This is a genomic window from Nocardiopsis sp. NPDC055551 (genome assembly GCF_053619415.1).
In genome coordinates this window covers 51,707-64,230 of the sequence record NZ_JBSHJJ010000012.1, presented here as the reverse complement: position 1 = coordinate 64,230, position 12,524 = coordinate 51,707, and the positions used below count along the sequence as shown (strand labels likewise).

8 protein-coding genes, 1 tRNA gene and 1 pseudogene are annotated in these 12,524 nt (G+C 61.9%); 5 read left to right on the top strand and 5 right to left on the bottom strand.

Features of this window, described 5'->3' with window-relative positions:
* Window positions 1-103: 103 nt before the first annotated feature.
* Complete coding sequence (locus tag ACWGSK_RS21185) at window positions 104-613, top strand: hypothetical protein (RefSeq protein ID WP_358509363.1); 510 nt, start codon at window positions 104-106, stop codon at window positions 611-613.
* Between the two features lie 57 nt (window positions 614-670).
* Here ACWGSK_RS21185 and ACWGSK_RS21180 read toward each other — a convergent pair whose 3' ends face one another.
* Window positions 671-2,146, bottom strand: coding sequence for a cobyric acid synthase (locus ACWGSK_RS21180; protein ID WP_358509361.1), 1,476 nt, complete (start codon window positions 2,144-2,146; stop codon window positions 671-673).
* The gene (locus ACWGSK_RS21175) at window positions 2,143-3,006 is read right to left on the bottom strand and encodes a cobalamin biosynthesis protein (protein ID WP_358509522.1); all 864 of its coding nucleotides are present in this window, start codon (window positions 3,004-3,006) and stop codon (window positions 2,143-2,145) included. Before ACWGSK_RS21175 ends, ACWGSK_RS21180 begins: the two co-directional genes overlap by 4 nt.
* A 509-nt stretch (window positions 3,007-3,515) precedes the next feature.
* Here ACWGSK_RS21175 and ACWGSK_RS21170 point away from each other — a divergent pair.
* The 4 genes and pseudogenes from ACWGSK_RS21170 to ACWGSK_RS21155 all read left to right on the top strand — a co-directional run bounded on the left by ACWGSK_RS21170 (window position 3,516) and on the right by ACWGSK_RS21155 (window position 7,107).
* Window positions 3,516-3,591: transfer RNA gene (locus tag ACWGSK_RS21170), tRNA-Arg, on the top strand.
* Window positions 3,592-4,291: 700 nt separating this feature from the next.
* On the top strand, window positions 4,292-5,305 hold the full coding sequence (locus tag ACWGSK_RS21165; RefSeq protein WP_452456550.1) for an SMODS domain-containing nucleotidyltransferase: 1,014 nt from the start codon (window positions 4,292-4,294) through the stop codon (window positions 5,303-5,305).
* Window positions 5,302-5,706, top strand: a pseudogene (locus ACWGSK_RS21160) (hypothetical protein); the annotation flags it as partial. The gene ACWGSK_RS21165 and the pseudogene ACWGSK_RS21160, both read left to right, overlap by 4 nt.
* A gap of 522 nt (window positions 5,707-6,228) precedes the next feature.
* Window positions 6,229-7,107 (top strand): ThiF family adenylyltransferase, encoded by an 879-nt coding sequence (locus ACWGSK_RS21155; protein ID WP_452456611.1) that lies wholly within the window; start codon window positions 6,229-6,231, stop codon window positions 7,105-7,107.
* A gap of 6 nt (window positions 7,108-7,113) precedes the next feature.
* On the opposite strand, the gene ACWGSK_RS21150 is transcribed toward ACWGSK_RS21155, so the two are convergent.
* From ACWGSK_RS21150 to ACWGSK_RS21140, 3 genes are all read right to left on the bottom strand, one after another.
* Window positions 7,114-8,082, bottom strand: coding sequence for an SAVED domain-containing protein (locus tag ACWGSK_RS21150; RefSeq protein ID WP_452456549.1), 969 nt, complete (start codon window positions 8,080-8,082; stop codon window positions 7,114-7,116).
* A 324-nt stretch (window positions 8,083-8,406) separates the two neighbouring features.
* The gene (locus tag ACWGSK_RS21145; RefSeq protein WP_452456548.1) at window positions 8,407-9,732 is read right to left on the bottom strand and encodes a pentapeptide repeat-containing protein; all 1,326 of its coding nucleotides are present in this window, start codon (window positions 9,730-9,732) and stop codon (window positions 8,407-8,409) included.
* A gap of 2,322 nt (window positions 9,733-12,054) precedes the next feature.
* Window positions 12,055-12,258 (bottom strand): hypothetical protein, encoded by a 204-nt coding sequence (locus ACWGSK_RS21140; RefSeq protein WP_452456547.1) that lies wholly within the window; start codon window positions 12,256-12,258, stop codon window positions 12,055-12,057.
* Window positions 12,259-12,524 lie beyond the last annotated feature (266 nt).

Sequence of the window (12,524 nt, the reverse complement as noted above, 5' to 3'; positions counted from 1 at the left end):
CACCACGCCACCGAACGTCGAAGGGTGGCCACAACCGGCCACGATCCACACTCGACCGTCCGCAGGGCATCGGCCGGGACAGGGGCTTTGACACAATTCCCACATGAACGAGTACCCCGAGCAAGGCCGCCCCTGGCAGCAGCCGGACGGCCAGACCCCCGGCTGGGGCCTTCCCCCACAACAGCACTCCGGAGGGCAACTGGAGCCCTACGGAAACCCCACCGGTGGTTACCTGCCGGCCGACCCGGGAGGCCACCCCGCCCCCGAACCCACCCTGCTCACCATCGGGGACATCGCCGTCACCCAGACCAGCGTCATCACCCCCGCCGGCCGCTTCCCCATCAAGGGCAGCGTGTGGACCCTGTCGGACATGAGCCGCACCGAACAGTCCACCCCCACCTGGGCGATCATCGTCGCCATCCTCATCTTCTGGTGGACCTGCCTGCTGGGCCTGTTGATCCTCCTGGTGAAGGAGACCAAGACCACCGGGCACGTGCAGGTCACGGTGCAGGCCGACGGCAGGTACCACGCCACACAGCTCCCGGTGAGCAGCCCGGCGCTCGTGCGTCAGATCAACCAGCAGGTCAACTACGCCCGATCCCTGGCGGCCTGACCCCTCGCGTGTCCCGGGACGCCCTCGGTCGGGCGTTCCCGGTGACCGCGCGCCGGGTCACGACACGCCCGGCGCCCCCGGCGGGATGAACGGCGCCCCCTTCGGGACACCCTCCCCGAGCAGTCGCCACACCGCGTCGGTGTCCACATGCTCCGCCACCAGGTCACCCAACGCGTCCAGTCGTTCCGCGCGGGCGGCAGCGAAGTCCGTGTCCGGAGCCACCACGAAGTCACGACCCGCCACGTGCGCCACCTCGGTCAGGAAGGCCCGGCGGAATCCGTCGTTCTCCAAGGCTCCGTGCCAGGTGGTCCCCCACACACGACCGTGCCGGCAGCCGTCCAGGAACGGTTCGCCCCCGCGCACGGACACCCTGCCGTGATGGATCTCGTAGGCCTCCACCCGCTGCCCATAGGCCCATCCCACCGGACGTCCCAACGTCTTGTCCGCCGCGAACTCCACCGTCGTGGGCAGCAGACCCAACCCCGGCACCGAACCCGCGTGCGACTCCACCTCGTCGCGGATGGACTCGGCCAGCATCTGGTAACCGCCGCAGATCCCCAACACGGGCCGGTCCGCCAGCACCCGGTCGATACCGCGCTCGCGCACCCACGCCAGATCGCGCACGGTCGCCCGGCTGCCCGGCAGCACCACCAGGTCGGCGTCGGCGGCCTCCGTCGCGGAGGTCACGAACCGCACGTCGACCCCCGGCTCCACGGCCAGGGCGTCGATGTCGGTGAAGTTGCTGATCCGCGGCAGTCGCACCACCGCGACCCGCAGCGTGCGGGCGAGCGGCGGAGCCATGGGCCCCCGATCCACACCGAGCGCCAGGGAGTCCTCCACGTCCAACCACAATCCGTCCAGCCACGGCAGGACCCCCAACACCGGGCGCCCGGTCAGGTTCCGCAACATCTCCAGGCCGGGTTCCAACAACGACCGGTCGCCCCGGAACTTGTTCACGACGAAGCCCGCGACCAGCGCCTGGTCTTCCTCGGCCAAGAGCGCCAGTGTCCCGAACATCGACGCGAACACCCCGCCGCGGTCGATGTCGCCGACCACCACCACCGGTAGATCGGCGGCGCGCGCCAGCCCCATGTTCGCGATGTCCCCGGCCCGCAGGTTGATCTCGGCCGGGCTGCCCGCCCCCTCGCACACCACCACGTCGTAGTCCTCACGCAACCGGGCCAGGCCCGCCAAGGAGGCGGCGCGCATGCGTTCGCGCATGACTCCATGGCCCAGGGCGTCCACCTCGCCGACCGCCCGTCCGTCGATCACCACCTGGCTGCCGCCCGCCCCCGGCTTGAGCAGCACCGGGTTCATGTCGGCGGTGGGTTCGATCCCACAGGCGGCGGCCTGCATCGCCTGGGCGCGGCCGATCTCCGCCCCACTCGGCGTCACCGTGGAGTTCAACGACATGTTCTGCGCCTTGAACGGGGCCACCCGCACCCCCTGCCGGGCCAGCCACCGGCACAACCCCGCCGTGACCACGCTCTTGCCGGCGTCCGAGGTGGTACCGGCGACCAGGATCGCGTTCACCGGGCCACCGCCACCAACAACGCGCCCAGGTTCACCACGCGTGCCAGACGCACGGCCCGACGAATGTCCGCCACTCCCACCTCGGGCCCCTCCCCCATCACCGGTCGATGCTCCACCCGGTCCCCGTAGACGTTCGTGCCACCCAACCCGCGATCCAGCGCCCCGGCGAACGCGGCCTCGCACTGCCCGGCGTTCGGACTCGGATGCGCACCACCGTCCCTTCGCCACACCCGCCACGCCCGTTCGGGGCTTCCACCCACCACCGGCGCCGCCGCGATCGCGAGCAACGCGGTCAGCCTCGACGGTGCCCAACCGGCCACGTCGTCCGAGCGCGCGGCGGCCTTGCCGAACCGTTCGTAGCGCTCACTTCGGTGTCCGACCATGGCGTCCAGTGTGTTGACCGCCCGGAACCCCACCAGCCCGGCGGGGCCGCACAACGCTCCCCACAGCAGCGGCCCGACCACTGCGTCGGAGGTGTTCTCCGCGACCGACTCGACCACGGCCCGCGCCATCCCGTCCGCGTCCAGGTGCTCGACCTCGCGCCCGCACAACCCACCGACCAACGTGCGCGCCCCGTCCAGATCCCCACGCTCCAGTGCGTCGGCCACCCGTTCGGCCTCTCGCCCCAACATGCTGCCGCCCAGGACCGCCCAGGTCGCGACGGCCGTGACCGCCGATCCCCGCAGCCGTGACCCCGCCGCCACCACCGGAAGCACCGTCGCCCCGACGAACAGAACGCCCGCGGCCACGGAATCCCGGTAAAGTCGACGTTCACACCATCCCGCGGCCGCCCCGAAGAGCGCCACGGGGTGTCCCCTCCGGGGGTCCGGCACCAACCTGTCCAGCACGAATCCCGCGATCAGTCCCCGTCTCACCCTCTCAGTCAACAGCACCTACGAGGGTGCCCAAACCACGGCAAACCCGGGTTTGCCACGCAATGCAACGGCCCATACACCTAGAGGCTCTAGAGTCGAGGGAAAGGGGGAGCGCATGCTGTTCGCGGTGGCGTCACTGATGGTCCTGGCAGGTCAATGGTGGGTCTTCTGACCCTCTCGGCCGCCCCCGCGCCGGGGCGGCCAGTTCACGAAACACCGGCCGCGCAGCGGCGCACCCGGGGTTAATCACGGGTAACGTGGGGCTCGAAGCCCATAGCGACCGATTTGGTGGAGCGCGCGTGGTAATGAGACGCAACTGCGAATCACCGTAGTTGGTGAGTCTTTGCCCTCCCGTGGGCGACATCTGACGAATACCCTAGAATGTCTGCCCGGGACACCACTGCCCAGACCAGCCGCCCACTGGACCACCACCCCACCCCACAAAACGTCACGCCCTGATCACCCGCAGCAATGTCAGGTCACAACCCAATCGAGCACCCGTAGCTCAGTGGATAGAGCACCGGACTTCTAATCCGATGGCCGCAGGTTCGAATCCTGCCGGGTGCGCCACAAAACCCCAGTTCAGATGGGGTAAGCGAGGACCTCGGAAGAGGTCCTCGCGGTGTTTTCGGGGCTTGTGTGCTCCTCGTGTGCTCCCCAGTACAAGGTGAGTGCAGGTGGGGGTCGACCTCCCGGAGCGCTTTGCCATTCCGTGACCCTAGCGGCCCCGCCCAGGGATGCCCTCATGGTCGCCCACCAGCGCCCCACAGCCGCCCCGACGGTCACATGGAGCACGCTTTGGGCCCGGGCCACGCCCTGTCACCCCACCGGCCGTATACGGCCGGTTCCACCGAAGCCCCGGCCGCCCTGGCGGTCAGATCCGATACACGGTCGAACAGAATGTCGCCATGCCTTGAGAGCCTTAACTCATGAGCTATGACCTAGCCGTCTGGGAGGGGCGATACCCCTCCACTCACGCGCGGGCCAGCCGTCGTACCACGGCAGTTTCGTCGGGGGACCGCCCCTGTGGCCGGAAGACCGGCCTTACTCCGTATGTGACGGGTCGCACCACGACCGCGATGCCAGCACCCCATGAAGGGGGAGTCCGCCTCATCGTGGCCCTCCAACTCTATCGAACGAACGTTACTGACGTCTTCTCCCGAGGTGCGGCCTCCTGCAAGCGCTGTGGTGCCCCTACGACGGCTGAAGACATCGGACTCAATCATCTAGGGCAGGAGCCCGGCGCACAAACCCCAATCGGAGGCACATCATGAGGCACGTCGACTACTTCAAGAACTTTCTCGACAACACCGTCAACCTCTCCAAGTTCAAGCTGGAGACCCTCAGCGGACGGGTCGATGCCATCTACGACCTTCTGAAGGCCGACGAGGACCTGGGGCCACTACTCAAGAAGAAGATTCCTCAAGGCTCATGGCCGCAGAGGACCATCATCAACCCGCAGAACGGCAAGGCCTTCGATGGCGACTTCATGGTCCAGATGGTCAAGAATCCCGAGTGGGACGACGACCTGAAGAAGTATGGAGACGCCATCTACAATGTACTGCACAAGAAGTCTCCCTATAAGGACATGCCCCACGGGCGGAAGTGTCGGTGCATCTACGTACAGTACGCCAACAACGCGATGCACGTCGACATTGTCCCCTTCGTAGTTGACTCCGATGATAAGCAGTGGATCATCAACCGTGATGACAATGAGTGGGAGCGCACCGACACCCAGAGCTTTACGGACTGGATGAAAAAGAAGGATAAGATTACCCATGGCAACCTGCGCAAGGTGATCCGCATCATGAAGTTCCTCCGCGACCACAAGAAATCCTTTACAGGCACCAAGTCAATTCTGCTAACCACCATGCTTGGTGAACGGGTCGAAGAGTGGCAGAATTTCAACGACCCCGGCTACTATGGTGATCTTCCGACAGCTCTGCTTCATATCATTTCGGACCTTGATAAATGGCTTCAAGCCAACACGACCAAGCCGGTGATCATGGACCCTTCCGGCTCCGGCACATCCTTTGACCACCGCTGGACACCAGAGACTTACTCCTACTTCCGTGATCGCATCCATACACACGCCGCTGAAATCAGGGACGCCTACTTCGAGGACACCGACTTCGACAAGAGTGTGAAGAAGTGGCAGGCCCTCTTCGGCAATGGGTTCAAGGAACCCGAGACCTCCACGTCAAGCGGGAAGTACAGCAGTATCGGCGCTGGTTCCGCATCTGTTGGTGCCACGACGGTCAATCACTCGGGGCGCGCGGGGTGAGCAAGAAGCGCCTTAGTAACTGGCAGCGCCAAGTCATCACTGATCTCGCTACCATAGCCGACGCGTTTCCCGGCGACGTCAAGATACAGGGCAGTCACCAGGTCGATCGAGAAGGAGCAATGAAGTTCCGGCTCCGGTTACGCACAGCCGACATCGTGCGAGCCGAAGCGGGCCTTCAGCTCGGGGAACACGAGGATTTCATCCTTACTGTCGGTGCATCCGGCTTGGCACCTCCACGGGTAGAGGTGGACCATCTCCGGTTCCTGCACCACGCTCATGTCCTCCAAGGAGTGCGCCTGTGTCTCTACCTCGACATTCCCCGGGAGTGGGACCCGGCCAAGGGGTTCGGTGGTTTAGTCGACCGACTCTTCGAATGGCTCTCTGATGCAGCTGCGGGACGATTCGATGAACAGACCGCTCTCTACCACGCTGTCGGTGGCGTATTGCATGCCACTCATGGAGCACCGACCGTAGTCATTCGTGACGACTTACTGCCAGACACACGCGTTCAGCATGGGTGGTTGCGAGCGCGTGCGCCGCACCGGTTCGACCTAGTATTCCAGCGACCCGCTGAGCCGCCAGAGACTGTGCACGTGCCGGTCATGACGCTGGACACGGACCTACCGCTCGGCGCTGGTTCCGGACTAGTTTCGCTTTTGACCAAGGTTGACAACCCGTATGCCGGATGCCCGGACCCGGGTCGCGCTTTTCGGGCCGCGCCAATGAACACTGGTCTCTCGAAGACTCTGCTCACAGTGCTCGGTACAAGTGCGACTCGCAAGCCCGACGGTGAACCTCAGACTTTCGTGATCGCGGTCCCCCATCCCACCGGTGGCCCACCACACCTACTGTCCGGCAGCCTCCCGGCTTCAGGTGCCGACCATCTTCGCGCGCTGATGCGTGCGGGTAGGAAGAACGGCTTCATGACCGAAATCGACGCGGCGGAGGTGGATCCGGACACTCCACTGGAATGGTGGCCTGTTTCAGACGATCGGTCAGAAGTCACGACCAGACGCGATTCGGCACGACCGGTCGCTGCCTTCTCTGGCAAGACAGTTCATATTTGGGGATGCGGCGGACTCGGTTCTTGGATCGCGGAGTACCTGGTGCGCGCAGGTGCAAAGAAAGTGGCTCTGTGCGACCCCGGAAAGATCACGAGCGGGCTCTTGGTCCGGCAGAACTTCGTGGAGACTGACGTCGGTAGCACGAAGGTGGAAGCCCTAGCTCAGCGTTTGCGCGCAATCAATGACACCGTGGAGGTGTCTGTGTACGACACGATGGCACCGGCCGTACCAGACCTTTCCGAGGTGGACCTCATCATCGACGCCACCGTGAGCATCGCCATCAGCCGCCTACTCGACAGCGTCGCAACCACGGCCGGACGCCCGGTCTTGGCTCAGATGGCGACCGACGCTCGAACTGGAACGCTCGGCATCATGACCGTCTCCATGCCGAATCTGACCGCCGGGCCCCTGACCATCGATGGCCAAGCAGGGCAGGAGGTCACCAGCGACGGCACGCTGGAGACCTTCCACGGTCTGTGGAAAACCCTGGAACACGGCACTGAGATCATTCCAACACGCGGTTGCTCAACACCGACCTTCCATGGATCTGCTGCCGATCTGGCGGGAGTAGCGGCAAGCCTGACCAGTATCCTCGGCTCCCACTTCGGGGCAGTCACACCCGTGTCCGGCACACACCTGATCTCGCTTCCGCACGGAGAAGCCGGCCCACGGCGGACATTCATTCCGTTCGAGGAAATAAGCGAGGGAAAGGACGATCAGGCCGGCGGGGCAGCGTAAGGCCGGTCAATCCGTGAGACGCTCGTTGATGACGAGCACACCCTCGTATGATCCGGCTCCGCGCTCGTAGACCTTCATCGGCGGATGCGCGTCCCGCATCAGGGACCGTCCAGCTTCAATGGCGACCGTCACCGGCGCCGATGCGATCAGGTGCCAGCGCTTCGCATTCGGATACTTCGACTCGGCCGTCGCCAGCACACCCCGCCAGCGAGTGGCGAAGTTGACCAGTGACTGCTCATGTGTCAGCAGGGTTGGGGCAGGATCAGCATTCAGTGGACGAACCTGAATAAGTGGCGCGGCTGCGATGTTATCCGGCAGAAGGGAAGTGTTCACCTCGCTCGTGGTTGCACACACGAGCACGACGTCCGTGACTTCCTCTGCTTTCTGGCTGCCTTCTACGGTCGACACATCAAAATCGACGGGTTCACTCTCATCAATCCATGACCATCCAACAGACGGACCGCGGTGCTTTTGGAACAGCCGTGTCGGTGTCTTGTCATCCAGACACCAGCCCAGGTAGACGAGAAGCGGGATCGGAGCGATGGCGAAGACCGAAATGTGCTCGACGTCGCCACTGTCGATGGCTTGGCGCACAAGCCCGAGAGTATCGTCAATAGACTGCTGGGCTGCATCCCAGAACCCACGGCCACCTACTGAGCCGTGAATACGGCAAGTGAAGTCACCACTGCGTTGAGTCTCTACCAGGCCGAGATAGTTAACCGCAAGGAGTGTCTCGGCCACCTCGCGCTGAGACGCGAGTGCCAGAGAGCCGCGGATCTGGCATCCTAAACGCAGCGCGGCGGTCCGCGTAAGTTGACCACTTGCGGTCACCATTTCTATGCGCCGCTCGAAGGACTCCTTGATCTCGCGCAGCTTTTCCGGTGGGAAGAAGTCGATGTGGTCGGGGTCGTCGATGATCTTGTGGCAGTCGTGGCACAAGAGAAGAAGATTCTCCTCGGCCTCGGTGTCCTCCACACCGTCGTTGTACTTCCGACGAGGCGAGTCTAGCCCGTCGGATGCGCCAATGTTATGGGCCAGCTCGGCAAGAAGAACCGAGTGCAAGTATGTACGAGTTTCACCGAGCAGACGTCGGTTGCAGATCGTGCACCGACCAGCCGTTCTAGCCCACAATGCGTTGCGAACGGAACCCTTGATTTCCCCACGCTTAACCATGGTATTTCTTTTATCAGAATTGACCATTAGCACTCGTAACTGAGAAAGAATTTTCCCCTAGGGCCGACTAGACAATGACAACTTTTTTCATCCATAAACCCTTTTTATCGAACACTCGCCCCCTAGTCAGCTCCAGATTTTCAACCTTCCAAAGAATCCTTTCCTTTTCGTTTTTATCGCAGAGCTTGTCCGACTCTTTTTTGGAGCTCGGATCAAATTGAAAGTATTCTTCGGATCCACAATCCAACCATCGATTAACACTTCACATTTACTATCGCCATGCACTTCCACTTTAGAAAAATCGGGAGGAAGAACAAAGTTCGAACTCCTCAGGTTGATTTTATAGAACCACGATCCGTCAAACTTGGTCAGTGAAAGAAATTTTGCCCCAAAGAAGTCTGCGGACTTCACTGTAGCCTTGGGGGCATCGAATACTCCTTCAAACACAGAACCCCTAAAACTCACTCCACCCGCTAGTTCAGCTCCGTGAATGCTACATTCTCCCTTGAAGCGCGCCTCATCAAATATTGCGTTCGTCAAAGACACAAACTTCATGGATGTTGGTCCGTAGAATTTTGCACCCATAAAGTTACCCGCAAGGCGAACATGGTGAGGAACTCTGAAGTCGTGAAGTTGTGCGCCCTGGAGGTCCAGGTATATATCCCCCCAGGATATTTTTTCGGACTCTTGAACATCCATCGCATTGTGCCTTTTCAGCGCCCCGAGGAGAACACTTTGCACAGCTTTCTTAACCTCAATTTCTTTGCTAGAGAAAATTTCTTTGGACTTCTCATCATCCTCCGGAGATTCCGGCCCAACGGTAACTGTGGTGTTACTTCTGAGGTAAGAACACAATACATTGACGATCGTTTTTCTGCTCACTTTATGTTCACGCCCAAGTCGCTCAAGTGCGTACACTCCGCCGAGCCTGACCGTAAGGTTTTCATCGCCAAGCTGATCAATCGCCTTGCTGTATATCTCGGTCGCACGTCGTTCTACTTCGTCATACTCCCTTTTCTTTGCTTCGCCTCGCTCAAAATCATGAACCCTCTCATTGTGCCACTGCCGACGGCTTGCCATAGCAAGTACAAGCAAGCCACCCACCCCAACACCTACGGTTAGTCCTCCCTGGACAGCTTGAAGCTCCTGCCCTGCGTCAGAAATACTCAGCATTAGCGCAACTGCACTCGCCATGATAATGAGAATGAAGAGGAGTCCAGCTACAAACCACCAAGGGCGAAAAATATTATTGTCCTCTCCTTTCTTTGAATCAATTGAACGCCCCCAAAGAACCAGGGAAGAAAAAATTATAATGACACCCACGGAGAGAAGCGACCAAGCCCACGCCTCCCCTCTGAAGAACTCAATAAAATGCTCCCGCAGTCTGAATATTGAGAACCCAAAAACAGAAAGACCTGTAGCGAGTGACACCAACAGAGCGAAGTACCTCATTAGCCAATCCTCAAAGTCTTCCTATGTGATTTTGTTCCAACCGTAGGGATGCGTAATCATATCTACCTCACCAGCACAATATCCCCCTTGGTACTCCTAAGTGCGATTGGACCAGACATGCACTCACATCCAATTCGAGACTTTTTCCAGTACCTCAAATGGAGCTTCGGCATGCAAATATTGTAGCGCTTGGTAAGCCTTACTCGCTTGGAATTCGTCCCAGAATGATCAAAAGATCTACTCCAGGGGACCTTTGATCCGATGGTCGGCCGACCCCTGACCTGAGGAAACCCCAGGCCAGGTGGGGTGCACCCTCAGCCTCGCCTGTGTTTGAAGGCCCTGTGGTGCTCCTGGTGTGCTCCCCTGAACCGGCTACCGCACCAGGGCCAGGTTGCTCACCTCAGCCGGAGCCGCTGCACCGCGTAGCAGCGCGGCAGTCGCCCCGGCCTCCGTCGTCGCCGTATGCGGGAACACTCTCTGGCAGGTGTGCTGTGTGAAGTACGTGCTGGAGCGCCCCAACCCGCCCGAGGCCACCTGTACAGCCGAACCCACGGCCAACACCCTCAAGGCAAGCCCACGCAGCGCGAGGATCCAACACCCACACTCGAACTCGCCCTGACGCTCAAGCGCCTTGACCAACACCCTCTGCCTGGCCTCCCCACCCCGACACCGCCCGATACGGGCGCTATGCCCTTTGCGATGGCCGTGGCCACCACTAGCCCCGTGGGGCGCTGGCCGCAGGGGCGGCTCCTGGTGCCGGAGCCGGGGTGTTTGGGGCGACAGCGGGGCGCTGGTGGCCCCACACCGCCCCACGATCCGAACAGAACGGGAACCACCCGGCCCGCAGCCCCATGCCAGCCCCGAGCCCGGCGACCACGAACCCGGACACGAAACGCCACCCACGTCCCGTACTCGTCCCCACCCCGCACGCCTCACGGCCGCGCACCAGACCACACGGCTGAGGTGCTGGCATGCCCGGCACGCTCCCGCACGATCACTCCTTTGACGCGCACACCGATTTCGGATGTCCACCAAATCCCGAACCAATGGTTTTAGCAAGGTTAATGAATAACTATCTTATAAGTGATAATGAAAGGAGGAGAGTGGGAGATGGAGGACAAGCCAGAGTGGAAGAAGAGGTGGTGGGTCGGTCGGCCGACCTGCCAGCAGGCCAGAGCCGCCGTCCCTACGTGAAGGTGACTACCCACTGGGTATAAGTCTGGCCCCGCGAGCCACACTCAAATATGCCCTGACCTGCAAGGATGGCAGATTTCAGTCCGAGTGTGCCACTGGGGGCGCTGGCGTAGTCACAGGCATAGTCACAGGTAGGGCGATGCGCGTAGTCACAGGCGTAGTCACAGGAGCCCCCTGTTCGCGCACCCTCCCCGCCTCAATAAGAGGGGAATCGCACGAGAAAGGCTTCCTCCGATTCATCGAGCATTCTTTTATCCCTCACTCAACCCGCCGCACCACGCCGGGGCCAATCAGCACGCCTTCGAGCGCACGCACCGCATCTGAAGCACCCCAGGGCCTGCGCCCGCCCAGCGCCACGATTCCTCATACCTGAGAACACACATTTGACCACGCAATTCTTCATCAGAGAACCGAATGCAAAAGGTGATGAACTGAGCAGATCTCCACCCGAACCGAGACCGAAGCATGCACCCTTGAACACTTAGAGGAATTGAGTCATACATGAGCGCTCAAGGAGCAGAGAAGGGGGCGGAGGGGCGGGCCGGGGAGGAGCCAGGAGGGCGGCACGTGAGGCGAGCAACCGAGGGGTCACCGCCGAGGCCGCCGCCCCCTACGTGAAGGTGAGTACCCACTGGGTATAAGTCTGGACGTGAGTCACACCCCTAAAACATAACCTGACCTGCGAAAATGAGTGTTTCAGGGGGGTCCACAGGGCGGGAGGGGGCGTTGGAGTGATCGGTGGAGGATGCGTTGGAGTACTGATTCACTGGCTCTCGCACGCCCCTCAGTGCGAGCCAGGAGTAGGGGCGGAGGGTGTGAGACGGCCCGGTGAGACCTCCATGAGTCAGGTGCTGAGTTTGGCTTATGTGAGTATTGTCCAGCGCGGCAGCGTGGTGTCAAATCGCTGAATAAGCAACCCCACAACCTTTCTTTGACATTTTTATTATCGCGAAAACGCAGCGCCGCACCCTCATCGCCGTCGTAGGCCGCGCTCAGCCAGTGCAGGTGACCACCGGGAGAGTCTTACTCAGCACAACAACCTCAGTCGACATCCACAACCTGGTGGGCCAGGGCATCGAAACAGGGCCGCCCCTCGAAGGGAACGACCCTGAATCCTTCTAACCGAGGTCAGGCCACGGGTTGGCGCAGCGCCTGCCACTGACGCACCACTGCGGCCAAGTCACTCATATCCAAGAGCGGCTCACCACCGCCCACTCCCGTACATCCGGGTGCCGAACCCTCTTGGCGAGGTGCCGGTGGCACCGGCTTCGCGCGAGGCCGGGCGTGCTGGTTCTTCTCGTGCACGGCCAGGTAGAGGCGCACGCCGCGCACCCCGTCATCGTCCTCACACCACCCACGCCGCCCCTTATACAACTCCCGCTGGCGGGGCAGGCCAGCCGCGTGCGTACCCGTGTGTGCCGCCCCCTCACGGGGACGGGGAACCTGTGTCCGCACCTGTCCCGCAGGCCGCCCCCGGCCAGGTTCACGGCCTTCAACCAGGCGCCGCGCCGGCAGCGGTTGACGCACCTCGACCACCGGTCGACTGCTCTGCCCGGTCGGGCTGCAGAACACGGCGGCAAGCACCGCCCCAAGGGCCC

Excerpts from the sequence above, each read along its gene's own strand:
- ACWGSK_RS21165 (WP_452456550.1), top strand. The coding sequence starts at position 4,292 with ATGAGGCACGTCGACTACTTCAAGAACTTTCTCGACAACACCGTCAAC.
- ACWGSK_RS21155 (WP_452456611.1), top strand. The coding sequence starts at position 6,229 with ATGACCGAAATCGACGCGGCGGAGGTGGATCCGGACACTCCACTGGAA.
- ACWGSK_RS21185 (WP_358509363.1), top strand. The coding sequence starts at position 104 with ATGAACGAGTACCCCGAGCAAGGCCGCCCCTGGCAGCAGCCGGACGGC.
- ACWGSK_RS21145 (WP_452456548.1), bottom strand. The coding sequence starts at position 9,732 with ATGAGGTACTTCGCTCTGTTGGTGTCACTCGCTACAGGTCTTTCTGTT.